Annotated in this window: 28 protein-coding genes; 25 read left to right on the top strand and 3 right to left on the bottom strand. The window is 37.7% G+C overall.

The window, feature by feature from the left end; all coding sequences use genetic code 11:
• Positions 1 to 54: 54 nt before the first annotated feature.
• Positions 55 to 354: a hypothetical protein gene (locus EKM78_RS04950; protein WP_125769979.1), complete on the bottom strand. Its 300-nt coding sequence runs from the start codon at positions 352 to 354 to the stop codon at positions 55 to 57.
• 1 nt (position 355) lies between these two features.
• The gene (locus tag EKM78_RS04945; RefSeq protein ID WP_125769977.1) at positions 356 to 784 is read right to left on the bottom strand and encodes an HIT family protein; all 429 of its coding nucleotides are present in this window, start codon (positions 782 to 784) and stop codon (positions 356 to 358) included.
• A gap of 88 nt (positions 785 to 872) precedes the next feature.
• On the opposite strand from EKM78_RS04945, the gene EKM78_RS04940 reads away from it, so the two are divergent.
• Genes EKM78_RS04940 through trmB form a run of 3 tightly spaced genes read left to right on the top strand, consistent with a single transcriptional unit; the run spans position 873 to position 3,480 of the window.
• Positions 873 to 1,604 (top strand): ABC transporter ATP-binding protein, encoded by a 732-nt coding sequence (locus tag EKM78_RS04940; protein ID WP_125769975.1) that lies wholly within the window; start codon positions 873 to 875, stop codon positions 1,602 to 1,604.
• Positions 1,604 to 2,833, top strand: coding sequence for an ABC transporter permease (locus EKM78_RS04935; RefSeq protein ID WP_125769973.1), 1,230 nt, complete (start codon positions 1,604 to 1,606; stop codon positions 2,831 to 2,833). The genes EKM78_RS04940 and EKM78_RS04935 overlap by 1 nt, the downstream gene beginning before the upstream one ends.
• A complete protein-coding gene (trmB, locus tag EKM78_RS04930; RefSeq protein WP_125769971.1) occupies positions 2,833 to 3,480 on the top strand; it encodes a tRNA (guanosine(46)-N7)-methyltransferase TrmB in 648 nt (215 codons plus the stop codon). The genes EKM78_RS04935 and trmB overlap by 1 nt, the downstream gene beginning before the upstream one ends.
• 2 nt (positions 3,481 to 3,482) lie before the next feature.
• Here trmB and EKM78_RS04925 read toward each other — a convergent pair whose 3' ends face one another.
• Entirely contained in the window at positions 3,483 to 3,797 is a 315-nt protein-coding gene (locus tag EKM78_RS04925) for a hypothetical protein (RefSeq protein ID WP_125710882.1), read from the bottom strand.
• Positions 3,798 to 3,928: 131 nt separating this feature from the next.
• Between EKM78_RS04925 and EKM78_RS04920 the strand changes: the two genes are divergently transcribed.
• The 22 genes from EKM78_RS04920 (at position 3,929) to EKM78_RS04815 (ending at position 24,503) form a co-directional block, all read left to right on the top strand.
• The gene (locus EKM78_RS04920; RefSeq protein WP_125769969.1) at positions 3,929 to 4,255 is read left to right on the top strand and encodes a thioredoxin family protein; all 327 of its coding nucleotides are present in this window, start codon (positions 3,929 to 3,931) and stop codon (positions 4,253 to 4,255) included.
• 20 nt (positions 4,256 to 4,275) lie between these two features.
• Positions 4,276 to 4,908: a YtpR family tRNA-binding protein gene (gene ytpR, locus EKM78_RS04915; protein ID WP_125769967.1), complete on the top strand. Its 633-nt coding sequence runs from the start codon at positions 4,276 to 4,278 to the stop codon at positions 4,906 to 4,908.
• 8 nt (positions 4,909 to 4,916) lie between these two features.
• On the top strand, positions 4,917 to 6,248 hold the full coding sequence (murC, locus tag EKM78_RS04910; RefSeq protein WP_125769965.1) for a UDP-N-acetylmuramate--L-alanine ligase: 1,332 nt from the start codon (positions 4,917 to 4,919) through the stop codon (positions 6,246 to 6,248).
• A 710-nt stretch (positions 6,249 to 6,958) separates the two neighbouring features.
• Positions 6,959 to 8,359, top strand: a complete 1,401-nt coding sequence (locus EKM78_RS04905; RefSeq protein ID WP_125769963.1) for an MFS transporter — start codon at positions 6,959 to 6,961, stop codon at positions 8,357 to 8,359.
• 342 nt (positions 8,360 to 8,701) lie between these two features.
• Positions 8,702 to 11,359 carry a DNA polymerase I gene (gene polA / locus EKM78_RS04900; RefSeq protein WP_125769961.1) on the top strand — a complete coding sequence of 886 codons (2,658 nt, stop codon included), beginning with the start codon at positions 8,702 to 8,704 and terminating at the stop codon, positions 11,357 to 11,359.
• Positions 11,360 to 11,380: 21 nt separating this feature from the next.
• Positions 11,381 to 12,208 (top strand): DNA-formamidopyrimidine glycosylase, encoded by an 828-nt coding sequence (gene mutM, locus EKM78_RS04895; protein WP_125769959.1) that lies wholly within the window; start codon positions 11,381 to 11,383, stop codon positions 12,206 to 12,208.
• Positions 12,205 to 12,798: a dephospho-CoA kinase gene (coaE, locus tag EKM78_RS04890; protein ID WP_125769957.1), complete on the top strand. Its 594-nt coding sequence runs from the start codon at positions 12,205 to 12,207 to the stop codon at positions 12,796 to 12,798. The genes mutM and coaE overlap by 4 nt, the downstream gene beginning before the upstream one ends.
• Positions 12,799 to 12,814: 16 nt before the next feature.
• Positions 12,815 to 13,318, top strand: coding sequence for a transcriptional regulator NrdR (gene nrdR / locus EKM78_RS04885; RefSeq protein WP_125769955.1), 504 nt, complete (start codon positions 12,815 to 12,817; stop codon positions 13,316 to 13,318).
• A 63-nt stretch (positions 13,319 to 13,381) separates the two neighbouring features.
• On the top strand, positions 13,382 to 14,683 hold the full coding sequence (locus EKM78_RS04880; RefSeq protein ID WP_125769953.1) for a DnaD domain protein: 1,302 nt from the start codon (positions 13,382 to 13,384) through the stop codon (positions 14,681 to 14,683).
• Between the two features lie 2 nt (positions 14,684 to 14,685).
• Positions 14,686 to 15,597, top strand: coding sequence for a primosomal protein DnaI (gene dnaI, locus EKM78_RS04875; protein WP_125769951.1), 912 nt, complete (start codon positions 14,686 to 14,688; stop codon positions 15,595 to 15,597).
• Positions 15,598 to 15,891: 294 nt separating this feature from the next.
• Positions 15,892 to 17,853 carry a threonine--tRNA ligase gene (gene thrS / locus EKM78_RS04870; protein WP_125769949.1) on the top strand — a complete coding sequence of 654 codons (1,962 nt, stop codon included), beginning with the start codon at positions 15,892 to 15,894 and terminating at the stop codon, positions 17,851 to 17,853.
• A 147-nt stretch (positions 17,854 to 18,000) separates the two neighbouring features.
• The gene (locus tag EKM78_RS04865; protein WP_125769947.1) at positions 18,001 to 18,801 is read left to right on the top strand and encodes an HAD family hydrolase; all 801 of its coding nucleotides are present in this window, start codon (positions 18,001 to 18,003) and stop codon (positions 18,799 to 18,801) included.
• A gap of 214 nt (positions 18,802 to 19,015) precedes the next feature.
• Positions 19,016 to 19,546 carry a translation initiation factor IF-3 gene (infC, locus tag EKM78_RS04860; RefSeq protein WP_125769945.1) on the top strand — a complete coding sequence of 177 codons (531 nt, stop codon included), beginning with the start codon at positions 19,016 to 19,018 and terminating at the stop codon, positions 19,544 to 19,546.
• A gap of 14 nt (positions 19,547 to 19,560) precedes the next feature.
• The gene (gene rpmI / locus EKM78_RS04855) at positions 19,561 to 19,758 is read left to right on the top strand and encodes a 50S ribosomal protein L35 (protein WP_010623720.1); all 198 of its coding nucleotides are present in this window, start codon (positions 19,561 to 19,563) and stop codon (positions 19,756 to 19,758) included.
• 32 nt (positions 19,759 to 19,790) lie between these two features.
• The gene (rplT, locus tag EKM78_RS04850) at positions 19,791 to 20,147 is read left to right on the top strand and encodes a 50S ribosomal protein L20 (RefSeq protein ID WP_125769943.1); all 357 of its coding nucleotides are present in this window, start codon (positions 19,791 to 19,793) and stop codon (positions 20,145 to 20,147) included.
• 66 nt (positions 20,148 to 20,213) lie between these two features.
• Entirely contained in the window at positions 20,214 to 20,741 is a 528-nt protein-coding gene (locus EKM78_RS04845) for a YqeG family HAD IIIA-type phosphatase (RefSeq protein ID WP_125769941.1), read from the top strand.
• The gene (gene yqeH, locus EKM78_RS04840; protein ID WP_125769939.1) at positions 20,728 to 21,843 is read left to right on the top strand and encodes a ribosome biogenesis GTPase YqeH; all 1,116 of its coding nucleotides are present in this window, start codon (positions 20,728 to 20,730) and stop codon (positions 21,841 to 21,843) included. Before EKM78_RS04845 ends, yqeH begins: the two co-directional genes overlap by 14 nt.
• A gap of 9 nt (positions 21,844 to 21,852) precedes the next feature.
• Positions 21,853 to 22,167, top strand: a complete 315-nt coding sequence (locus tag EKM78_RS04835; protein ID WP_125769937.1) for a YhbY family RNA-binding protein — start codon at positions 21,853 to 21,855, stop codon at positions 22,165 to 22,167.
• 19 nt (positions 22,168 to 22,186) lie between these two features.
• Entirely contained in the window at positions 22,187 to 22,819 is a 633-nt protein-coding gene (locus EKM78_RS04830; protein ID WP_125769935.1) for a nicotinate-nucleotide adenylyltransferase, read from the top strand.
• Entirely contained in the window at positions 22,816 to 23,418 is a 603-nt protein-coding gene (yqeK, locus tag EKM78_RS04825; protein ID WP_125769933.1) for a bis(5'-nucleosyl)-tetraphosphatase (symmetrical) YqeK, read from the top strand. Before EKM78_RS04830 ends, yqeK begins: the two co-directional genes overlap by 4 nt.
• Position 23,419: 1 nt before the next feature.
• Positions 23,420 to 23,785, top strand: a complete 366-nt coding sequence (rsfS, locus tag EKM78_RS04820) for a ribosome silencing factor (RefSeq protein WP_211334332.1) — start codon at positions 23,420 to 23,422, stop codon at positions 23,783 to 23,785.
• Positions 23,775 to 24,503 carry a class I SAM-dependent DNA methyltransferase gene (locus EKM78_RS04815; protein ID WP_125769931.1) on the top strand — a complete coding sequence of 243 codons (729 nt, stop codon included), beginning with the start codon at positions 23,775 to 23,777 and terminating at the stop codon, positions 24,501 to 24,503. Before rsfS ends, EKM78_RS04815 begins: the two co-directional genes overlap by 11 nt.
• Positions 24,504 to 24,506 lie beyond the last annotated feature (3 nt).

Below are 24,506 nucleotides of genomic sequence, written 5' to 3'. Positions count from 1 at the left end.
AAAAATGGCTCTAAATATTACTAATTAACAAAAAAAGCACAAAAAATTCATAATTTACTTGCCCAAATTCTGCAGTTTTTCGATATTTCCTTTCAATTCTGAAACTGATTCTTTCAAATCAGCAACGTCTGGTTCAATGTCTTTAGCGTAATTAACAACGTCATCCTTGATGCCTGTAAAAGTCTTAGCGGCATCTTTAGACTGGTCTTTAAGAGTGGTTAAATCACCTTTTAAATCTTTTATATTCTTGATTATGTTGTTATTATAATGTTTGGGTGTTGCGTAAGTTGACTGATAGTATTCAGCTGCTACGCCAGACATTCCGCCCAAAACTAATCCGAAAAGAAAACTCATATTATCCCTCCAAGTTTTTCTTGATGTTATCAGCACGTTGTTGTAATTCTTCGTTAGAAGCTTTACCAGTGTTGTCTCCCCAAGTCATTGAGAAATCGTCATCAGAAGAGTAGCGAGGTACAAGGTGTACGTGTGAGTGCATTACACTTTGATAAGCGATCTCACCGTTGTTTTGGCAAATGTTCATACCAATGATATCCTTATTGGATGCTTTGATGGCGCGTGCTAGCATAGGTATTTTCTTAAATACTTTTTCAGCCAGATCTTCGTCATATTCGAAGATGTTCTTAACGTGTTTCTTTGGAACTACTAATGTATGGCCGGGCGTAACTTGTGAAATATCAAAGAAAGCTTTGATATCGTCATCTTCATAGATGGTCACATTAGGAATCTCATTTCTAATAATTTTGCAAAAAATACAATCGTCCATATTTGTTTCCCCTTTCAATATCAGCATCAAAGTTATCTAAATGTTATCATAATTAAGCATCATTAAAAACAGTATAGGTGGTTTATCCATGACACTAGAAATAAAAGAATTAACTGGAGGCTACGGACAAGTAGCTGTTTTAAAGAAAGAATCATTCAAGGTAGAAGATGGCCAAGTCGTTGGTCTGATCGGACTTAACGGTGCAGGGAAGTCAACTACTATTAAACACATCATCGGCTTATTAACTCCTCGCGGCGGTCAAATTTTGATCGATGGCATGAGTTTGAATCAAGACGTTGAAAATTATCGCAAAAAAATTGCCTACGTTCCCGAAATGCCAATTTTATATCCAGAATTAACTTTAAGAGAACATATTGATTTGACGATCATGGCTTATGACCTTGATCACGACAAAACTTGGGAAAATGCTAACCGATTATTGAAAACATTTCGACTTGATAACAAGTTGGACTGGTTCCCACAAAACTTTTCAAAGGGTATGAAGCAAAAGGTGATGATCGTTTGTGCATTCATGACTGATGCCAGACTATTTATCATTGATGAACCATTCACCGGCCTTGATCCCTTAGCTGTAAATGATCTCTTAAACTTAGTTGAAGAGAAGAAGCAAGCTGGTTGTTCAGTGTTGATGTCGACTCATATTTTAGCAACTGTTCAAGATCACGCTGACAAATTTATTTTATTAAATCACGGACAAGTCCGTGCTGATGGCACGTTGGATGAATTAAAGGCTAAATTCAATATGCAAGATGCTAATTTGGATGATATTTATATCAAAATGTCACACGAGGATCTCTAATGATAGAACTATGGAAAGAAAGATTAAAAAGATATCAACTAAATCAATTCAAGTATCTGCGCTTAATATTTAACGATACTTTCGTTTTAGCCTTTATCGTTTTATTAGGTGCACTTGGCTTTTGGTACTCAAATTTATTGGATACGATCCATTCCGAATTATGGTTCGGTAAATTGATCGTTGTAGCGATCCTACTTTTGACAGTCCAGGCTGGCAAGCTTGCCACAATGATGGAGGCACCAGATAGCACCTTTTTATTAGTTCGTGAGAAGCAATTTTATCAGTATTTCAAATCAGCTGAAAACTACAGCCGGATACTACCAATTGTTTTTATTGCCGTTATTACATTCTTAATGTCACCCTTTGCCGTCCAGGCAGCAGGGATGAACGTGTGGGACGTTATTTTTCTCGGTGCTGCGACTATTTTTGCCAAGATGCTTTTATTAGATACTCAATTGGCTGGTTTGTATGGCAAAGAGAAAATGTGGGGCATTAATTTGCCAGTCCTCATGAATCTGGTCTTTTTAGCATTACTTTTGTTGGCTAGCTATAGCTTTACTTGGCTAGCTCCAATAATCCTTTTAGCAATTTGGGTTTGGTTTAATTCAAAATTGTCGTCATTTGTAGATCAAGGTCATTTACAATGGCAAAAAGCTATCTCTGATGAAGACCAAAGAATGTTCCGTGTTAAGAGATTTTACAATTTGTTCACTGATGTGCCCGGTATTTCTAGCAAGATCAAGCGTCGCAAGTGGTTAGACTTCGCAGTCAATGGTATCAAGTTGAAACATGACAATACGTATTTGTATTTATTTGCCCGTGGAGTGATCAGAAATAATGAGTACATCGGCTTAGTATTAAGATTGACTATTTTACAAGTTATTTTATTATGTTTGATCGACAACTTTTATATTTCATTGGTAGTAGAAATGCTATTCATTTATCTAGTTGGCTTTCAACTCAAGCCATACTTTAAAGAAGTTATGCAGAATTTGATGCAGAGATTGTATCCAGTTCCCGCTAAAGAAAAGGTCGCTGCGTTTACTAAAATCAGTAACACCATGTTGTTGATCCAGTGGTTCGTCAGCATTTTTGCGGTATTGTATAAGTTCGGATTATCGGCCAATAGCGGCATTATCGTTGTTGCTGGATTAGTTGTCATTGGCTTTTTGAATTATATTTACATGCCTCATCAATTAAGAAAATTTTTAGATAACGGAGAGTATTAATGAGATTAAGAAATAAACCTTGGGCTAAAGATATGATCAACGAAAATTTGGATCTGATCTCGGTCCATCCTGATAGTATGCAAGGAAAGTGGCAAAGCAAGTTTGAGAAGGAACAGCCGCTCTTTCTTGAAGTCGGCTCAGGTAAGGGGAGATTTATCACAGAGTTAGCCAAGCAAAATCCCCAAAATAACTACATCGCTATGGAAGTGCAAGAAGGAGCCATTGCTTTGCTTTTAAAGAAACAAGTTGAGAATCGCCTACCCAACTTACAGTTGTTGCTGGATAATGGTTCGAAATTGACTGAATTATTCGGAGAAAACGAAATTGACGGGCTTTACTTAAATTTCTCTGATCCTTGGCCAAAAACTAGACATGAAAAAAGAAGGCTTACTTACAAAGCCTTCTTAAGTCAGTATCAAGTTGTTTTAAAAGATGATGGTTACATTCGATTTAAGACAGATAATCAGGGGCTGTTCGAATATTCGTTGATCAGTATGAATAATTTTGGTATGAAGTTCGATGAGTTGTCACTCGATCTTCATAATAATGAACAATTCAATCAAGATAATATTCAAACAGAATATGAAGAAAAATTCTCAAAAAAAGGCTTCAGGATCAATTACCTGAAAGCCCATTTTGAAAGTTAATTTTATTGAACTTTTTTAATGTTTAGTAGTTCGCCTGAAACTGCATCAGCAATGAAGTGATATTGTGAGACATCGAAGTCATCCATTGTAGTTACGCCACCAACAATACCCCATGATGATTGACCATTAACATCAACTCGTTGATAAAATGGTTCAACCCATGAGCCGATGACTTTACTATCTTCTCCAAGTACAGACTTAACTTTATCGATAATCTTTTCGCTATCAAAATGATGCTTAACGAGAACGGTTGCAGCTGCACCGGCAACTAAAACGGTTCCAGCAAAAATTACTGAACCAATACCTTTTTTACTCATATTCAAATCACTCCTTGATGTTTTATATGTTTATATTAACACTCTTATAGTCCATCCGGCTATACAAGAGCTGTTTAATTGACCGTTTTGAATGAAAAAAAGTATATTCAATTTATGAGGTGAATATTATTATGAAAAATTTTGAAGATTTTGGTACAAACGATATCAAAGAAGCTACAAAACAAGGCAAATTTATTTTATTCTGGCATGCCGATTGGTGCCCAGATTGCAAATTTATTGAACCAAAGATGCCTGAACTAGAAAAAGAATATTCAGACTTTGAATGGATCAGTATGAATCGTGATAATAACATGGAAATTGCTCGCGATATGGGTATTATGGGAATTCCTAGTTTTGTTATTATTGAAAATGGTGAAGAAATTGGTAGACTAGTTAATAAAGACCGTAAGACAAAAGAAGAAGTCGAGAATTTTGTTGACTCGGTGATCAATAAATAAATTTGAGTGAGGGCATTAACTTGTTACTAAGTTTTTATAATCCAGACGTCTTAGGTGACGTTTTAATAGTTGAGTTGGCAGATGATACCGACGTCAAGCAATCCTCTGAAAAGAAGGATAATGTAGTTCGAATTTTTAATAAAGAAACTAATGAGACCATTGGTTTCAATTTTTTCGGGCTTGCTGAAGAATTGAATTTAACTGAAAATGGTCAAATGCATTTAGACGCAGCTCAAGTAGATATCTTAAATTCAGAGATTTTGGAAGCTGGATTTGAAGATACATTGGCAGAAGATACTACTCCAAAGTTTGTGATCGGACATGTTGAAGAGATGGTTGCCCATCCTGATTCTGATCATTTACATATAACGCAAACTGATGTCGGCTTGGACAAGCCAGTACAAATTGTTTGTGGTGCACCTAACATTGATCAGGGACAATTAGTTGTTGTCGCTTTGCCAGGAGCAGTTATGCCAACAGGTATGGAGATCTGGCCAGGTCAACTTCGTGGTGTCGATAGCTACGGAATGATTTGTTCCGCCAAAGAACTAGGTATCCCTAATGCCCCTAAAGCAAGAGGGATCTTAGTATTAGATGACGGAAAAGCCGGCGAAGCATTTGATTTTACTGCCGCTGAGAAAATGTTCAAGTAGGAGTAATTATGGAAAATACTGTTTATCACTTTGTAGGAATTAAAGGTACAGGAATGAGTGCATTGGCACTTATTTTGAAAGATTTAGGATATGAAGTTCAAGGTTCAGATATCGATAAGTATACTTTTACACAACGTGGCCTTGAGCAAGCAGGTATCAAGATTTTGCCATTCAGTGCGGATAATATTCATGATGGATTGACGATCATTAAGGGTAATGCTTTTGATGATGATCAAGTTGAAATCAGAAAAGCTAAAGATTTACATTTACCAATAGTTACCTATCCGCAAATGGTAGGTAAGTTAGTTTCAGAATACACTTCGATCGGTGTTGCAGGTTCACACGGTAAAACAAGCACTACTGGTTTATTAGCCCATACATTGAGTGGGATCGCTAAAACATCATATTTGATCGGTGACGGAACTGGTAAAGGTGAAAAGGATGCAAAATTCTTTGTATTTGAAGCCGATGAATACCGTCGTCACTTCCTAGATTATTCACCAGATTATTTGGTTATCACTAATATTGATTTTGACCATCCTGATTATTTCTTTGGTGGGATCAACGATGTCGTTGATGCTTTTGAGTCAGAATCACGCCGGACGAAGAAGGGTATTTTCATTTGGGGCGAGGATAAACATGCGCGTTCGATCAAAGCTGATGCTCCAATTTATTACTACGGTCTGGATGAATCTGATGATATTCGTGCAACTAATATTAAACGTACTGTCAATGGCTCATCGTTTGATGTTTCGATCAAAGGCGAGAACATTGGTAATTTCCAAGTTCCTTTGTTTGGTGAACATAATGTTTTGAACTCTCTTGCTGTTATTGGTGTTGGTCATATGGAACATTTGGATCATGCCTTGATCAATCGTGAATTGCAATCATTCTCTGGTGTTAAGAGACGTTTTTCAGAGAAGCAAGTTGCTGATATGACTATCATTGATGACTATGCTCATCATCCACAAGAGATCAAAGCTACGATCGATGCTGCAAGACAAAAGTATCCTGACAAAGAGATCGTTGCAGTTTTCCAACCACATACTTATACTCGGACGTTGGCTTTGATGGACGATTTTGCTAAATCGCTTGATATGGCTGATAAAGTTTATTTGACTAATATTTTTGGTTCTATTCGTGAGAAGCATGGTGATATTACTAGCCAAGATCTTGGTAACAAGATTCATAAGGGTGGAGAAGTGTTGACGCTTGAAGATATGTCTCCTTTGTTGGACTATCATAATGCTGTTATGATTTTTATGGGTGCTGGGGATGTTCAGAAGTATGAGTCTGCTTATGAGCATTTGTTGAGCACTTTGAATCCTAATCAACAATAATAATTTAACGAAAGCTTATGTGGCTTTCGTTTTTTTATTTGTGTAAGAGAGCTATGGCAGACAGAAGCGTTTTTCTTTGATGGAGTTCTGTTAGTTTGTTTGGTGGTTGGGGTGTTGAGGTGGTAGTTTTGTTGATACGTTCAATGCCGACTCCGGGGCCCGGGGATACAGACGCTGGAACGTACCCGACGCGATTTTGAGCTACCTGGAAGACCACCAGGCATCTCAAAACTCGGTCTTTCTCTAAGCTCCTTCGTCGCCAAGAGAAATTTGGGTACTGAGGTCTGTATCCCCGGGCCCCTCCGTCTAGATAATGACAATATCCCCCCTTGGTCTGAGTTTTACCGATTTATTGTCTGCAAATTGGCACTGTTTGCTCGTCCTATCTCTCATATGTCTATCTCAGGCTTTATCTATTCTGGTGGGGAGTAGGTGCTTCCTTTTCTTGTTAGGATAAATTCTCTATCTAGATTACTTATCTTTTCCTCGGTTCGCGTGACTTTGCTCCGCTCATTTTTCTTCCTGACTTACATTGCTGTTGTTGGCTTCATTGTTTATTGGTTAGATAAGAACTGATATTCTTTTTGTTCTCTTGCTTTCGCTTCTTGCTCTGTGTGCTTTTTTTCTTCTTATTTTTTGTTATTTATTATTGATTTTTCTTTCTTTTGCTATAATTACTAAGTATTTATTTTCTGAAAAGAGGATTTTTTATGAATTCTAAGGTGTCGCTTCGTCTTAAATTGTCGATTCTGGCGGTTGGTTTGCTTACTTTTACTGGGGTCTTGATTGAGACTTCGATGAATGTTACTTTTCCTGAATTGACTCAACAGTTGAATGTTAGTTTGGGGACTGTTCAGTGGTTGACTACTGGTTATTTGTTGTTGACTACTATTGTTATGAGTACTACTGCTTTTGTTTTGAAGAAGTTTGATCCCCGGAAGATTTTTGTTTTTGCGGCGACGCTTTGTTTTTTGGGGACTTTGGTTTGTTTGTTTTCTAATGATTTTGCTATTTTGCTTATTGGTCGTTTGATCCAGGCGGTTTCTACTGGGTTGGCTACTCCTTTGATGTTTAATTTGATTTTTACCGAGATTCCTTCTTCCAAGCTTGGTGTTTATACTGGATTTGCCAGTATTATTATTTCTTTGGCACCGGCTCTTGGCCCTACTTATGGTGGGGTTGTTAGTGATCTTTGGTCTTGGCGTGCTATTTTTGTGGGTGTTGTGCCTATTATTTTGTTTTTGAGTATTTTGGGATTTTTTACTATTCGTGGTAAGGCTGCCGGCGCTGACGGTATTAAGTTTGATTACTTTGGTGTTGTTGGTATCGCGGTTATTTTTACGATGATTTTATTTACTTTTGATCAGGCTGGTCGAAATGGCTGGCTTTCTTGGCAATTTCTTGCTTGGTTAGTCGTATCTGTTTTTTTCATGATCGGGTATTGGTTTTATAATCAACATTCTGATCGTCAATTGATCGACTTTTCTATTTTGAAGTTGCCGGTTTTGCGTCTGCGTTTGTTTAGTTATTTTTCACTGCAATTTATCAATATTGGTTTGTCTTTTGTTTTACCGGTGTTTGCTCAAACGGTTTTGAAGGCTAATGCTTCTCAAGCTGGCTTGATGCTTTTGCCTGGTTCTTTGATCGGGGCGATCGTTGGTCCTTATGCTGGGTATTTATACGATAAGAAGGGTCCGATGACTCCGTTGGTTACTTCGGGGATTATGATTACATTAGGATCATTGCTGTTTGTCTTTTTTGGTGCTGAGTTGAGTATCATTGGTATTGCCTTGATTTACACAGTGGTCCGGATCGGTTTTAATTTTGGATTTGGTACGACTTTGTCTGATGGGTCAGTGCAAGTTTCTGGTCCTAAAAAATCTGACCAGAATTCGTTGTTTAGTATGATGCAACAGTATGCTGGGTCTTTAGGTACGAATGTGTTGTCCGTGGTTATTTCATCAGTGGCAATTTATTCAGGATCCAAGGGTGAAGCGGTCAATACGGCTCTAGGTGCTCGAATTGACTTTGTAGTTGTTTTGGTTTTAGCTGTTTTGATTTTACTTAGCGTTATTTATGTAAATTATCGCTATGAAAAAAATGCGAAGTAACTTTTTATAACATCAGGGGACTGATGTTATTTTTTTGAAATTAGCTCAGCATTATAGCTGGCAGCCCCTAAATCCTCGGTAGCTGACCATCATCTTCCACGCTCTTTATTAGCGGAAACGCGCTGCAGATAATAGCGACTTCCGGTTTAGAAACTACCAGCGAGCACCACTGCGTGGCACTCCAGAGCTGGTAGTCCCTAAATCCTCGGTAGCTGACCATTATCTTCCGCGCTCTTTATTATTTTTCACAATCTGTTGGAGAGCTTCGTGCCTTTGGCTGTAACTGCTTGGTTGTTTTTGGTAAAATATAAAGTGATTAACTGTGGTTTAATGGGAGAAAACATGACTGAAAATAAAAAATTATTATTAATTGATGGAAATAGTGTTTCATTTCGGGCATTTTTTGCTATGCACAATGTCCTCGATAAGTTTGTAACTGGTGAGGGGATCCATACTAATGCTCTTTATGCTTTTAATAACATGTTAGATATTATCTTGAAGGAAGAAAAACCGACGCACGCGTTGGTGGCTTTTGATGCGGGTAAGACTACTTTTAGGACGAAGATGTATTCCGAATACAAGGGCGGTCGTGCTAAGACTCCGCCTGAATTGATCGAGCAGCTGCCGTTGATCAAAGAGCTGCTGAATTTGCGTGGTATCAAGACTTATGAGCTCAAAGATTATGAAGCTGATGACATTATCGGTACGATGTCTCGTTTTGGTGAGGCTGATTCGATGGATGTGACGATCGTCACTGGTGACCGTGATTTGACGCAGTTGACTACTCAAAAGGTCACTGTACGGGTCAACGTTAAAGGTGTCACCGAAACTGAGGCTTATACTCCTGAACATGTTAAAGAAAAACTAGGCATTACTCCCGCCCAGATCATTGATATGAAAGGATTGATGGGTGATAATTCTGACCATTATCCTGGCGTTGAAAAAGTCGGAGAGAAGACTGCTCTTAAGTTGATCGGTCAGTATGGAAGTATGGAAGGTATTTATGACAATATTGATGAGATGAAGAAGAGCAAACTGAAGGAACATTTGATCAATGACAAGGATCAAGCCTTTTTAAGCAAGAAGTTAGCTACGATCACTCTAGAAGCTCCAGTCGAATTGAAATTGGCTGATCTAGAATATGCTGGCGATAATCAGGAACAATTGATCAAGTTTTACCAGAAGCTTGGTTTCAATTCATTTTTAGAGAAAATGAATATTTCTCCAGAAGCTAGTGCGGATAAATTGGAGAAAATTGAATTTGCCGAGCTAGATAATGCTGCGGTGGATCAAATTGTTCAAGATGATGGCCCACAAACAATCGTGGTCGAGAATCTCGGTGAAAATTATCATGTTACACCTATAATTGGACTAGCAGTGTTAAGCGCTGGTAAATATTACGCTACTGATGATGTTACGATTTTAGAAAATCAAGCATTTAAAGATTGGCTAGCAGATGATAAGAAAGAGAAGTACGTCTTCGACTACAAACGGTCTATTGCATTATTGCATCGCTATGACTGCAAGTTTGCTGGGGTAAGCTTTGACATGCTGCTCGTGGCATATCTGTTAGATACGAACGATAACAAGACTGATATTGGATTAGTTGCACAAAATTATGGCCAACAATTGCCAAGCGCCGATGAATTTTATGGTAAAGGCGTTAAACGGGCAGTCCCAGAAGACCGTGAGAAATTATTGAACTACCTTAGTCAACAAGCTCAATTGATCAATGCATTGCGCGATAAGATGCTGGCAGAGCTAAAAGACAATGATCAAGATAGTTTATATGACGAAATCGAATTACCGTTGACTGTTGTTTTATCAGACATGGAGCTTGCCGGTGTGACGGTTCAAACGTCTAAGCTCAAAGAAATGGAAAATTCTTTTGCCCAAAGATTAGCTGATATTGAAAATGCGATCTACCAAGAAGCAGGGAAAGAATTTAATATCAATTCCCCAAAACAGCTAGGTGTAGTTTTGTTCGAAGATCTGAAATTGCCAGTTATCAAGAAGACTAAAACTGGTTATTCAACAGCGGTTGATGTTTTGGAACAATTGAAAGATAAGTCACCAGTAGTTCAAAAGATCCTCGATTATCGCCAACTTTCCAAGATCAACTCTACTTATGCGATTGGACTTCAAAAATTCATTCAACCAGACAATAAGATCCATACTATTTATCAACAAACATTGACCCAAACGGGTAGATTGTCTTCAATCGAGCCTAATCTACAAAATATTCCGATCAGGATCGATGAGGGGCGTCAGATCAGAAAGGCTTTTGTCCCACAACACGAGGACTGGGAAATGTTTTCGGCCGATTACTCTCAAGTTGAATTACGAGTCTTGGCCCATATTTCTGGTGATGAGACTATGCAAGAGGCCTTTAAAGAAGACTATGATATCCATGCCCATACAGCAATGAATATCTTTGGTTTGAATAGTACCGATGAAGTTACTCCTGATATGCGTCGTAAAGCTAAGGCAACTAATTTTGGGATCGTTTACGGTATTAGTGATTATGGTTTGTCTCAAAATATCGGTATTACTAGAAAAGAAGCTGGACAATTTATTGATAGTTATTTTGAACAATACCCAGGTGTGAAAAAATACATGGACGAGATTGTTAAATTTGCGCGCGAAAATGGCTATGTTGAAACCATTATGCATCGTCGTCGCTATTTGCCAGATATTCATGCAAAGAATTTTGCCTTGCGTAATTTTGCCCAGAGAACAGCGATGAATACACCGATCCAAGGTAGTGCCGCTGATATTATTAAAGTTGCCATGATCAACATGCAAAATAAATTACGTGAAGAAAATCTACAAGCTAATTTATTACTACAAGTACATGATGAAATGATCTTTGAAGCACCAAAATCAGAAATTCCAATTTTGGAGAAATTAGTACCAAGTGTGATGGATTCTGCTGTGAAATTAGATGTGCCTTTGAAAGTAGAATCTGCTCATGGAAAGACATGGTATGAAGCTAAATAAATAAAATCGTAGGTGAATTGAATGCCAGAAATGCCAGAGGTTGAGACAGTCCGTCGGGGACTGATCGATCAAGTTTTAAATAAGAAAATAATCAGTGTTGAGATCCGTTATCAAAATTTGATCACTGGAGATGTTGATGAATTCATTGAAACGGTTTCCGGAGCAACTATTTCCAACATTGGTCGGCGTGCCAAATTTTTACTAATAGAACTGGATAATGGTTATACCATTATTAGCCATCTGCGCATGGAAGGTAAATATCGAGTTTCCGCTGATAAGAACGCAATCGATAAGCATTCGCATGCTATTTTTACTTTGGATGACGGTCAAATGTTGATTTACAATGATGTCAGAAAATTTGGGCGGATGCAGTTGTGGCCGACTGATCGGTTATCTGAGAATAAATCTTTAAAGAAATTGGGACCAGAACCTTTAGCACCTGATTTTACTTTTGAAAATATCAAACCGCGGATCATGCGCCATCGAAAAGATATTAAGACAGTTTTACTAGACCAATCAGTTATGGGCGGTTTGGGTAATATTTATGTCGATGAGGTTCTTTGGCAAGCTAAGATCCATCCCGAAACAAAAGCCGATCATCTCACGGATGAAGAGATCAAGACTATTATTAAATGTTCTAATTCAGAGATCGACAAGGCCATAAAGTCTGGTGGATCAACTATTAGAACTTACTTAGATGCCAACGGTCATAAAGGAAACATGCAGGATCATTTGAAAGTCTATGGTAAAGAAGGTCAACCTTGTCCAAGATGTGGGACTGAAATCGAAAAGATCAAGGTCGGTGGCCGTGGAACCCATTTTTGTCCAAAGTGTCAGGTAGCTAAATGAGTAAAATCTATGGATTGACTGGTGGTATCGCTGCTGGTAAAACTACTATATTAAATATTTTTCAGAAATTAGGCTGCAAAATTTATGATGCTGATCAGGTAGCCCGGATAGTTGTGGAGCCAGGAACTACAGGCTTAAGGCAAATCACAAAGCAATTCGGCAAGTCGATTTTGTTATCGGACGGGACGCTTGATCGGAAAAAATTAGGCCGGATTGTTTTTTCAGATCGGCGACAATTAAAGCTTTTGACAGGGATAACTGGTCCATTGATCCGGAAAAAGATCTTAAAAATGATCGATGAAGCTAAAAATGATCAAAGCCAGCAGACCTATATATTTGAGATCCAGCTATTGTTTGAAAGTCACTATCAAGAGTATTTTGATGCTACAATAGCTGTGTATGTAGATCATGAAATACAACTAAAACGATTGATTAAACGAAATAATATTACTAAACAAGCGGCAGAAGATAAGATCAATGCGCAAATGTCAATGGAACAAAAGCGAGAATTAGCGGATTACTGGATCGACAATTCTCAAACTATTGATGATTTAGAGAAACAGATCAAACTGTTGCTAAAACAACTTTGAGAAAAGAGGAAAACTTATGATATGTCCACATTGCCATCACGATTCGTCTAAAGTTGTTGATAGTCGACCGAGTGATGAAGGTCGAGCAATTCGAAGAAGAAGAGAATGTGAATATTGTGGAACTAGATTTACAACTTTTGAACGAGTTGAGAAATCTCCACTTTTAGTGATCAAGAAAAATGGTAATCGCGAAGAATTTCGTCGTGAGAAGCTCTTACGTGGTCTAGTTCGAGCTGCAGAAAAAAGACCAGTGACAATGGACCAAATGAACGCCATTGTCGATAAGGTTGAAAATAAAATCAGAGCAACTGGTGAAAATGAAGTTAAATCGCAAGATATCGGTGAGCACGTCATGAAGGAACTTGCTGATGTAGACGATGTAACTTATATTCGTTTCGCCAGTGTATACCGTGAATTTAAGGACATGTCCGGATTTATGAATGAAGTCCAAGAAATGATGGCAAACGACAAAACCGATAAAGCTAAATCGGCCAAGAAGAAAGGTGCCAACAAAGATTAGGAGGGGTTTATAACGTTTGAATCTGAAGAAAATCAAATAACTCCTTTAACTGGATACTGGGTTTTGCCTGCTGGAAGTTTTGGTAGTGATGATCAACAAGTATTGACCGATTTATACTTGCCCCTGATCGGAGCCAAGGCTTTTTCGATATACCAGTTTTTATGGCAGAAGGTACCGAACAAACAAATTATTACTGATCGGGAAAGTCATGCAACTCTAATGTCGCTTTTGGATATGGATCTGAGTACCTTTGTCAATGAACGGTTGAAACTTGAAGCAATGCATCTGATCAAGTCATTTGTAAAATCAGATGATATCGGTGAATTTTATATTTACCAGTTATATACACCTTACACGGCTGATCAATTTTTAACCGATGATATTTTAAGTGTTTTTCTGTATGAAAAGATCGGCGAAACGCAATATCGTTCATTAGTCAATAAATACAGTCATTCAGATGAACTGTTAAAAGGTGCTAGAGAGATCAGCAAAAACTTTATGTCGATTTTCCATGTAAGTAATGATGATTTAGTGAAACGACCAGAAACGGTGGCCAAGGCGCAAGGAAAATTTACTAATTCTCCAGAACATCAACCGTTTATTCCGGTTCAAGATGTTAAGAATTTTGATTTTTCCTTAGTTGAAACTCGGGCAACTGATATGTATCATGTTTCTCACGAATCAATTTTAAAGAATCAAGAATTGATCTTAAGTTTGCATGAATTTTACGATATTCCAGAGATCGCAATGATCAACTTGATTGGAGAAACGATGAATATCGTTGACAATTCTATTGATCCTAATGCTTTGAAGAATGCTGCCCAAAAGCGTTTTGAAGGTAAAGCTAACCTTTCTGCGAGAGTAGAAAGTCAGCCACTGCAACAGCCTAGTCAACCCTTACGGGCCTCTGACCCTAATTTATTGTTAGTTCAACGGGCTAAATCGTTGAGCCCAGCAGACTTTTTAGCTGAAGAGAAGCAACAACGTGGGGGATTTGTCGGTTCATCAGAATCAAGATCTCTGCGGACCTTGGCATACAAGCGGGTTTTGCCAACTGCAGTCTTGAATATTATGACGCATTATATTTTACAAACTTCGCCATCCTTGACGACAGCATTGATGGAAACTGTCGCTAACGACTGGACACAAAACGGCGTCAAAACTCCAGAGGATGCTTTGAAGAGAATCAACGATTTTCAAAATCGTCCACGTGGCAAACGCCGGTACAATAATGCTCCTCGCAAAATTGAAAAGGGGACTGACTGGAGTAAGGTCAAGAGTAAACCGGTGACAAATAAAAATAGTTCTGAAGCTGAGAAATCGCGTCAAGAAATGCTTCGAAAACTAAGAAATAAGGATAAATAAATATGGAAAAATTTGGTGATGTTTTAGCTGCCGGATTTCAAAATTATCACTTCAAAAATGATAATTACAAAAAGTTAATGCAACAAGCTTTGAATGATCCTGATGTCGTTTCTTTTTTACGACAAAATCAGGATAAACTTAATAAAGATGCGATTGAAGTCAGTGCGGCCGCAATTTACGAATATTACAACCACAAATCAAAACCGAATGAGTTTTCCAAAGACTATGTGCCTACTTTGGTAGTAAGCAATCATTACATTGAGTGTGCTTATTTGCCTAACCAACAAAAGATCAATAATGATCGGCAAAAAGCTTATGAATCTGGTTTCAATCTAGTTGCTATGCCTAAAGATGTTCGCAAGGCGAGTTTAGATAGCTATGACGGTGATGGTCGGCAGGAAGCATTTATTGCTGCAGTTAACTTTATTAAAGATTATCAACCTGATGGAAACTTTGTACCTGGTCTTTATTTGGCTGGTGATTTTGGTGTTGGTAAGACTTATTTACTAGGAGCGATTGCCAATGAATTGTACACTAGTGGCGTAAAGTCGACCATGATGCATTTTCCAAGTTTTGCAGTTGAGATCAAGAATTCGATCAACGATAACAATACTTTAGATAAGATCAATAAGATCAAAGTTGCCCAAATTCTCATGATCGACGATATTGGAGCAGACTCTCTATCCAGTTGGATGCGGGACGAAGTACTAGGAGTTATTTTGCAATATCGGATGCAAGAGAATTTGCCAACCTTTTTCTCATCTAATTTTTCAATGAAAGAGCTTGAAGCTCATTTAGCGATAAATTCCAAGGGAGAGCAAGAACCAGTCAAAGCCGCTCGAATTATGGAGCGGGTCAAATACTTATCTCGTGAAGTTATTGTGACTGGAAGAAATCGAAGAAATAAGGGTTAGCCCTTGCAAATCTAAATAATAAATGTTTCAATAAAAACATGAAAGACAACACTTCGGTTCTATTCAGGGAGGGTACGATTACTGAAAGCTTACCCATTACTGGAGTTACCACTTCCATATAAAACTGTATATTCGGTTGGTTACTTTATAACCATAGAGTGAAAGCTGTTTTTAACAGTTTTAATTTGGGTGGAACCGCGCAAGATGCGTCCCAGAAATATGATTACAATTTTTGTAGTTATATTTCTGGGACGCATTTTTTTGTTGTCCAAATTTTAGGAGGTTACGTGTATTATGTCAGAAATCAAATTAACATTCCCAGACGGAACAGTTAAGGAGTTTGATCAAGGCACAACTACTTTGGATGTTGCGAAGTCAATCAGCACATCTTTAGGTAAAAATGCTATCGCAGGTAAATTGAACGATACATTGATCGATGTTGAAAGACCTATTAAACAAGATGGTAAGATCGAGATCATTACCGGTAAAGATGACGCTGATTCTCTCAAGGTGTTGAGAAATACTGCTAGCTTAGTATTTAGTGCTGCAGCTAAACAATTCAAAGCTGATCTTCATTTTGGTGAAAAACAAGCAAATGATGATGGTTTTTATGTTGATACTGATGATGCTGATCAAATCACAGTTGATGAATTAGATTCAATTGCTGAATTGATGAATAAGTTGATCAAGAAGAATGACAAAGTTGAAAGAACGATGATGGACAAGTCAGAATTAGTTGAAATGTTCAAAGATGATCCATACAAATCATCATTGATCGGTGCAATCGATTCTGTCCAAATCCCTGTTTATAAGATCGATGATTTTATCGATTTTGGATACGATGCTGTTTTACCAAACATCAAGAATTTGAAGCACTTTAAGCTATTGTCGGTTGCTGGTGCATACTGGCAAGGTAAGTCAAGTAACCCAATGCTTCAAAGAATTTACGGAACAGCCTTCTTTAAGCAAGATGATCTTGATGCCGATATGAAGCGTCGTGCAGAGATCAAGGAACGTGACCATAGAACGATCGGTCGTGAGCTTGATTTGTTCTTCGTTGACCCAGAAGTCGGTGCAGGTCTTCCATACTGGATGCCAAACGGTGCAACGATCCGTCGTGTTATCGAAAGATATATCATTGATAAGGAAGTTGCTTGGGGTTATCAACACGTATATACTCCAATTTTGATGAACTTGAATGCTTATAAGACTTCAGGTCACTGGGAGCACTATCGTGAAGACATGTTCCCACCAATGGACATGGGTGATGGTGAAATGCTTGAACTTCGTCCAATGAACTGTCCTTCACATATTCAAATTTACAAGCACCACACACGTTCATATCGTGAATTGCCTGTCAGAATTGCTGAATTAGGTATGATGCACAGATATGAAAAGTCAGGTGCTTTGAGTGGATTACAACGTGTGCGTGAAATGACATTGAACGATGGTCACACATTCGTTGCTCTTGATCAAATCCAAGAAGAATTCAAACGTACACTTCAATTGATGATGGAAGTTTATGCTGACTTTGATATCACAGACTACACATTCAGATTGAGTTACCGTGATCCAGCTAATACTGAGAAATACTTTGATGATGACGAGATGTGGAACAAGTCACAATCAATGTTAAAAGCTGCTATGGATGATCTTGGTTTGGATTACTATGAAGCAGAAGGTGAAGCTGCATTCTACGGTCCTAAACTAGATGTGCAAACAAAGACTGCTTTAGGTAACGATGAAACATTATCAACTATCCAATTAGACTTCATGCAACCAGAGAAGTTCAAGTTGACATATGTTGGTTCTGATGGTGAAGATCACAGACCAGTCATGATCCACCGTGGTATCGTTTCAACAATGGAAAGATTTATTGCTTACTTGATCGAAATTTATAAAGGTGCTTTCCCAACATGGTTGGCTCCTACACAAGTTAGAATCATTCCTGTCAATAATGAGATCCATAAGAACTACGCTGAAAACTTACTATCTGAACTACGTAAGAAGAATATTCGTGCTACGATCGATGATCGTGATGAGAAGATGGGTTACAAGATCCGTGATGCTCAAACAATGAAGATCCCTTACACAGCTGTTGTCGGTGACGATGAAATGGCTGATGCCACAGTTTCTGTCAGAAAGTATGGCGAGGATAATTCAGAGTCAGAATACGTAGCCATGTTTGTTGATTCAGTTGCTGCTGATGTCCGTAATTTCTCACGTCAAGGCAAGGATAAAGAAAGAAAGATTTAGACTTGATTTGATAATATGATCGACGCCAACATTGGCGTCGATTTTTTTTTACAAATTTGGTTTACAGGGATGCTGTGTTGCTATTTCTTTTCTTTAATCCTTTTTATCTGTAAAATAGTCTTCAGGATTATGAATTGAGGTGCTTTTATGTTTAAATTGATCGCTACTGATATTGATGGGACTTTTTTTGATGACAACCACGAGTACAATCATGATCGTTTCAATCGTCAGTTAAAGTTGTTACATGATCAAAATGTTAAGTTTGCCATTGCTAGTGGAAATTATTTGGGTCATTTGCAACGGGTGGTCCAATTTTCGCCGGTCGATGCCTTTGTATCTGAAAATGGCGCTCACATTTTAGCTGGGGAAGATGAGGTCTTTGCATCTTATTTAAAGACGGATACGATCAATGAAATTATCGATAACTTGTTTTCGTTAGGAAATAATCTCCAGTCCTTCATCTTGTCTGGTGAGAAGGCAACTTATGTGGATGAAAAATTTGAACCTTTTTTGAATAAGTATTATATTCACAATTATCAATTAACTAAGGATATTAAAGATGTTAATGATGATGTCTTTAAAGTTAATCTTAGTTTGAATGATGATAAATTAGATGAAGTCACGCAAAGCTTGAATGATAAGTTTGCCGGTGAGATCCATGCAACAGCCAGTGGCTTTGGAAGTATTGATATTATTTCCACGGGTATTAATAAAGCTTTTGGTCTGAGAAAGTTGGCCGATTTCTATAATATTGGTTTGGATCAGATCGTAAGCTTTGGCGATAATAGTAATGATGACGAGATGCTAGCTGAGACTGGGTTAGGGTTTGCTATGAAGGATGCTAAGAATTCAACTCAAAGTGCAGCAGATCAAGTGACCGAGTTTGATAATAATAATGAAGGCGTATTAGAAACAATTGATGCAATTTTTGGTTTTGATACTAAATAGTGTTGTACAATTGATTTTGTAAATTAATTACTGACTGTTGTTGACAAGCCGGTAATGGACTGGTATTATTAATACCTGTTGAGATTAAGCAGAAGCGCCCGCTTCTCACCTATGCATGTGCCTCTAGGTAAATACTGTATAAGATAATTATATTAGTGGGCGTGCGTATGCACCCCACTTTTTTAGTGGGAACATTTTTCGGAGGTGACTACTCATAGCAAGAGATTTATTAGTAAACGATCAAATTCGTGCAAAAGAAGTTCGGTTGATTAACGAAAACGGAGATCAAGTAGGTGTAAAACCAAAGGCAGAGGCTCAACGTCTAGCAGACGCAGCCAACATGGACTTAGTTCTTATGTCACCTGGAGCAAAGCCTCCAGTTGCTAGGATCATGGACTATGGTAAATATAAGTTTGAACTTCAAAAGAAAAATCGTGAAGCTCGTAAAAAGCAAAAGGTCGTAAGTATCAAGGAAGTTAGACTTAGTCCAACAATTGAAGAAAATGACTTTAATACAAAGCTTAACAATGCCCGTAAGTTCCTGAGTAAGGGCGATAAGGTCAAAGTTTCTCTTCGCTTTAAGGGTAGAGCAATTACTCATAAAGAGATAGGAAAAGAAGTCTTAGATCGCGTAGCTGACAAGACAAAAGATATTGCCAATGTTACTACAAAGCCTAAGATGGATGGCCGAAGCATGTTCTTAATGCTTGATCCAATTAGTTCTAAAGATAATAAGAAAAAATAGTGGAGGGATTTTCAATGCCTAAACAAAAAACACACCGTGCATCAGCTAAGAGATTTAAGAAGACAGCTACTGGTGAATGGAAGAGAAGTCATGCTTACACAAGTCACCGTTTCCACGGAAAGACAAAGAAGCAACGTCGTCAATTGGCAAAATCAGGTTTAGTTTCATCAAGTGATATGAAACGAATCAAACAAATGTTAGCAACATACTAATTTAGGTATCGTAATTCAAAGGAGGAGTCATTATGCCACGTGTAAAAGGTGGAACAGTAACTCGCAAACGTCGTAAAAAAGTTTTAAAATTAGCTAAAGGATATCGTGGTTCAAAACATATCACTTTTAAAGCAGCTCATACACAAATCATGGTTTCATACCGTTATGCATTCCGTGATCGTCGTCAAAAGAAGCGTGATTTCCGTAAGTTATGGATCGCAAGAATCAACGCTGCTGCAAGAATGAACGAAATCAGCTACAGCAAATTGATGCATGGTTTGAAATTAGCAAACGTTGACATCAACCGTAAGATGTTAGCTCAAATCGCTATTCAAGATCCAAAGGCATTCACAAGTTTAGCAGAAACAGCTAAGAAAGCTTTAGCTTAATTAATAAAACGTAATTTGGACAATCCAAATTACGTTTTTTTACTAAGTATACGAATGAGGTAGATTATGTTTAAACCTACAATTATGTTAAATAGGATCACTGACATTGAACCCGCTGATTTAAAGGCACTAAATATCACGACGATCATGACAGATCTCGATAATACTATTTTGCCATGGAACAGTAGTGAATATACCTTGTCATTGAGAAAATGGCTTAATATAATGAAAATGGCAAATATCGAAGTATTGGTCGTTTCTAACAATAGTTATAAACGGATCGAAAAAGCCGTGGCTGATCTGGAAATAGGAATCGTTGCCCGTGCCAAAAAGCCGCTTCCTTTCGAGATCATGAAATATTTGAAAGACAATAATATTAATAAAGATGAGATCTTGTTTGTGGGTGATCAGATCTTTACTGATGTCTTGGCAGGTTCGCTTTCAGGAGTGAAGACAGTTTTGGTCAAACCGATCGTTAATACCGATGCTAAGAAGACTCGGGTGAATCGCTTTTTTGAAAGACCATTATTGAAATATTTACAAAAGAAAGATAAAAATTTATATTGGAAGGATTCATTACATGACAGAAAATGATGAAGTATTATATTGTATTGGCTGCGGGGCTCAGATCCAAACAGAAGATAAGGATAAACCAGGCTTCGTCCAGCAATCAACGCTTAACAAATATTTGGAGGATGATTCTAAAGAATTATTGTGCAAGCGATGCTTCAGATTAAGAAATTATAATGAGATCACTGATGTAAATATTGATGACGATGAATTTTTGAAATTACTAGATTCCATTTCTAGTAAAAAAGGCTTGATCGTTAACGTTGTCGACATTTTTGATTATGAAGGTAGTGTTATTCCTGGCTTACAAAGATTTGTTGGCGATAAGAATATTTTAGTAGTAGGGAACAAACTCGATCTACTGCCTCGCTCTGTCAATCAAAACAAATTGCTTAATTGGCTTCAACAAAAGAGCAAAGAAAATGGTATCAAATCGATCGGTCAATTGATGGTTTCCGCACAAACTGGCGCAAACGTTGACAAATTGATGCAGATGATCGAGAAATATCGCGATGGGCAAGACGTGTATGTCGTCGGAACTACCAATACTGGTAAGTCGACTTTGATCAATAAGATTATTTCAGAAAATTCTGATGTAAAGGACTTGATCACAACTTCAAGATTCCCTGGAACAACATTGGATCGAATCGATATTCCTTTAGATGATGGTCATTTCTTGATCGATACGCCAGGAATCATTCATAAATACCAATTAGCCCATTATCTCAATGAGAGAGAACTTAAGGCAGTCACACCCAAGAAACCGTTACGTCCAGCAACTTTCCAATTAAGAGATGGCCAGACAATATTTGTCGCCGGGTTGGCCCGATTTGACTTTTTGGATGAGAAATCTAACGTAGTTTTCTATGTCAATCAAGGATTAGTGCTTCATCGGACAAAGACGGAGAATGCTGATCAATTTTATGAAAAGCATATTGGCGAGATCCTTAATCCACCGGAAGACATTTCAACCTTGCCTGAACTGAAAAAAGAAGAATTTACTTCTCATTCTCGATCAGACATCGTCATTTACGGTTTAGGATGGGTCACGATCCCTGCTAACTGTAAAGTTCGAGTATTCGTACCTAAGGGCGTTAGTGTATCGATCAGAGATGCAATTATTTAAGGAGAAAATATGATAATAAAAGGCAAACAAAACCGCTATTTGCGCAGTCAAGCGCAAACTATGAAACCATTAGTCCAAGTCGGACGTGATGGTATCAGCGATAACTTGTTGAAACAAATTCAACAACTACTTAATAAAAATGAATTGATCAAGGTTTCATTTTTGCAAAATACGATGGCTAATGCAGACCAACTGATTGCCGCCCTCAATGAATTAGATGGTGGTATTGCATTGATCCAAACGATTGGTTCCAAAGCAATTTTGTATAAGAAATCTTCTAAGATCAAGAATCGTAAATATTCTTTAGAACTTGAAAAAATTTAGTATTAAGTGAAGATGAATAATGAGAACACAAGGAAAAATTTTAACTAAAGCTAAACCTGAAATTCAAACTAATTATCCTAAACGACACGTCGGCATCTTAGGCGGAACTTTTAATCCCGTCCATACTGGGCACTTAGTAATCGCCGAACAAGTCTATTCTCAATTAAAGTTAAGTAAAGTCTTGTTTTTGCCAGATAAGATCCCGCCACATCGTGGAGTGGAAAAGACTGAGCCGATCGATAGCAAGGATCGGATCGAGATGCTCAAATTGGCGATCGAGGATAATATGCACTTTGATTTGGACCTGACAGATGTTAATCGTGGTGGCGTCAGCTATACTTATGAAACTATCAAGATTTTGAAGCAGTGTAATCCAAATACAGAATTTTACTTTATTATTGGTGGAGATATGGTTGAAAATTTACCGAAGTGGTCTCATATCGATGAATTAACTCAGATGGTCCATTTTGTCGGTGTCTGCCGCAAAGGTTTTGAAAAAAGTTCAAAGTATCCTATACTTTGGGTAAATACTCCTGAACTCGAAATTAGTTCAAGTATGATCAGAAATGCTGTTAAGACCAATAAATCGATCAAATATTTGGTTCCCAAGGCAGTTGAAGACTACATTAAAGACAAGGGGCTTTATCAATGACAAACTTTGATTACGATAAAATAATCCCAGGTTTTGACCGCGACGCCGTGGTTACTCAGATGAAGGAGACAATGAGTGACTTTCGCTATACTCATTGCCTCAGAGTTGAAAAGCAGGCTCAAGAATTGGCAGAGAAATTTGGAGCTGACGTTTTAAGAGCCGGATTGGCTGGATTATTGCACGATTTTGCTAAAGAACGCAGTGACGCACAATTTATTGATACGATTAAGAAGCATCAGCTCGATCCAGAATTGTTAAATTATGGAAATGCCATTTGGCACGGTATTGTCGGAGCCGAGATCATCAAAGATGAACTGGGTGTCTATGATGAAGACGTTTTAAATGCTATTCGTCGCCATACAGTTGGAGCAACCTCAATGACTAATGTTGACAAATGCGTCTTTATTGCCGATTTTATTGAACCTAAACGTGACTTTCCAGGAATTGATGAGGCTCGCAAATATGCTGCTAAATCTTTAAACTCTGGAGTTGCTTTTGAACTGAAACATTCAATTGCACACTTGATCGACAAAAATAGAAAGATTTATCCTGAAACATTTATTAGTTATAATTATTGGATAGATAAGGGAGAATTATAATTTGAATTCAAAAGAAATTATGGAAATTGCTGTGAAAGCAGCCGATAGCAAACATGCCAACGATATTGAAGTTTTAGATATTAGTAAAGTTAGTATCATGACAGATTATTTCGTTATTATGGATGCTAATTCACAAAGACAAGTTGATGCCATTGTTCAAGAGATCCTTGATAAAGAGGGCGAGAACCATGTTGAAATTGGTCACGTCGAAGGAAAGAGAGATTCCGAGTGGATCTTGATCGACCTTCATGACGTTGTGATCCATGTGTTCACGACTGAACAACGTGCTTTTTACAATTTAGAAAAACTCTGGTCAGATGCTCCATCAGTTGATATTTCAAAATTGGTAACAGTTAATGATCTATAATTCATTTGCTGAAGTTTATAGCGAGTTGATGGATGATTCGCTTTATCAAAAGTGGGCTGATTACGTCAAATCTAGAACTAAGCCCAATAGTAAATTATTAGATGTTGCTTGTGGCACGGGAGATCTAACCATCCTTTTAGCTAATGATTATCAAGTGACTGGAACTGACCTTTCAGAAGAGATGTTGAATATTGCCGATCGTAAGGCTAAAAAAGCCGAGGTCAAGATTCCATTTGAAGTTAGCAATATGATGGATCTGTATGATTTTGGACAGTATGACGTCATCACTTGTTTTGATGATTCAATTTGCTATTTAGCTGATGAAGACGAACTTTATATTGCTTTTAAACAAGCATTCGACCATTTAAATAAAGGTGGCAAATATTTGTTTGATGCTCACTCGTTGTATCAAATGGATGAAGTATTTCCAGGATACATGTTTAATCATAAGGCTGAGGATTCTGCCTTTATGTGGAGCAGTTTTGAAGGTGAATATCCTCATTCGATCGAGCATGAATTGACTTTTTTCAATTACGATGACAAGTTCGATGGATACAAAGTCAACACCGAGATACATCACGAACGAACTTATCCGGTAGATGTTTATCAACAAATATTAAAAGACGTCGGCTTCAAGAATATCCAAGTAACAGCAGATTTTGGTGAGAATAGTATCCAACCAGATTCAAATAGATGGTTTTTTGAGTCTGAGAAGTAGGAG

The sequence above is a fragment of the Companilactobacillus furfuricola genome (assembly GCF_003946325.1).
GTDB lineage: Bacteria > Bacillota > Bacilli > Lactobacillales > Lactobacillaceae > Companilactobacillus > Companilactobacillus furfuricola.
The sequence above is the reverse complement of the archived record's forward strand: the minus strand, read 5'-3'. Positions and strand labels throughout refer to the sequence as shown.

Coding starts and splice junctions, on each gene's coding strand:
- coaE (WP_125769957.1), top strand. CDS start 12,205: ATGAGTAAAATCTATGGATTGACTGGTGGTATCGCTGCTGGTAAAACT.
- EKM78_RS04945 (WP_125769977.1), bottom strand. CDS start 784: ATGGACGATTGTATTTTTTGCAAAATTATTAGAAATGAGATTCCTAAT.
- rplT (WP_125769943.1), top strand. CDS start 19,791: ATGCCACGTGTAAAAGGTGGAACAGTAACTCGCAAACGTCGTAAAAAA.
- EKM78_RS04935 (WP_125769973.1), top strand. CDS start 1,604: ATGATAGAACTATGGAAAGAAAGATTAAAAAGATATCAACTAAATCAA.
- EKM78_RS04865 (WP_125769947.1), top strand. CDS start 18,001: ATGTTTAAATTGATCGCTACTGATATTGATGGGACTTTTTTTGATGAC.
- polA (WP_125769961.1), top strand. CDS start 8,702: ATGACTGAAAATAAAAAATTATTATTAATTGATGGAAATAGTGTTTCA.
- nrdR (WP_125769955.1), top strand. CDS start 12,815: ATGATATGTCCACATTGCCATCACGATTCGTCTAAAGTTGTTGATAGT.
- EKM78_RS04815 (WP_125769931.1), top strand. CDS start 23,775: ATGATCTATAATTCATTTGCTGAAGTTTATAGCGAGTTGATGGATGAT.
- EKM78_RS04920 (WP_125769969.1), top strand. CDS start 3,929: ATGAAAAATTTTGAAGATTTTGGTACAAACGATATCAAAGAAGCTACA.
- dnaI (WP_125769951.1), top strand. CDS start 14,686: ATGGAAAAATTTGGTGATGTTTTAGCTGCCGGATTTCAAAATTATCAC.
- murC (WP_125769965.1), top strand. CDS start 4,917: ATGGAAAATACTGTTTATCACTTTGTAGGAATTAAAGGTACAGGAATG.
- trmB (WP_125769971.1), top strand. CDS start 2,833: ATGAGATTAAGAAATAAACCTTGGGCTAAAGATATGATCAACGAAAAT.
- rpmI (WP_010623720.1), top strand. CDS start 19,561: ATGCCTAAACAAAAAACACACCGTGCATCAGCTAAGAGATTTAAGAAG.
- EKM78_RS04940 (WP_125769975.1), top strand. CDS start 873: ATGACACTAGAAATAAAAGAATTAACTGGAGGCTACGGACAAGTAGCT.
- EKM78_RS04950 (WP_125769979.1), bottom strand. CDS start 354: ATGAGTTTTCTTTTCGGATTAGTTTTGGGCGGAATGTCTGGCGTAGCA.
- EKM78_RS04905 (WP_125769963.1), top strand. CDS start 6,959: ATGAATTCTAAGGTGTCGCTTCGTCTTAAATTGTCGATTCTGGCGGTT.
- mutM (WP_125769959.1), top strand. CDS start 11,381: ATGCCAGAAATGCCAGAGGTTGAGACAGTCCGTCGGGGACTGATCGAT.
- EKM78_RS04925 (WP_125710882.1), bottom strand. CDS start 3,797: ATGAGTAAAAAAGGTATTGGTTCAGTAATTTTTGCTGGAACCGTTTTA.
- EKM78_RS04845 (WP_125769941.1), top strand. CDS start 20,214: ATGTTTAAACCTACAATTATGTTAAATAGGATCACTGACATTGAACCC.
- thrS (WP_125769949.1), top strand. CDS start 15,892: ATGTCAGAAATCAAATTAACATTCCCAGACGGAACAGTTAAGGAGTTT.
- yqeK (WP_125769933.1), top strand. CDS start 22,816: ATGACAAACTTTGATTACGATAAAATAATCCCAGGTTTTGACCGCGAC.
- EKM78_RS04835 (WP_125769937.1), top strand. CDS start 21,853: ATGATAATAAAAGGCAAACAAAACCGCTATTTGCGCAGTCAAGCGCAA.
- EKM78_RS04830 (WP_125769935.1), top strand. CDS start 22,187: ATGAGAACACAAGGAAAAATTTTAACTAAAGCTAAACCTGAAATTCAA.
- yqeH (WP_125769939.1), top strand. CDS start 20,728: ATGACAGAAAATGATGAAGTATTATATTGTATTGGCTGCGGGGCTCAG.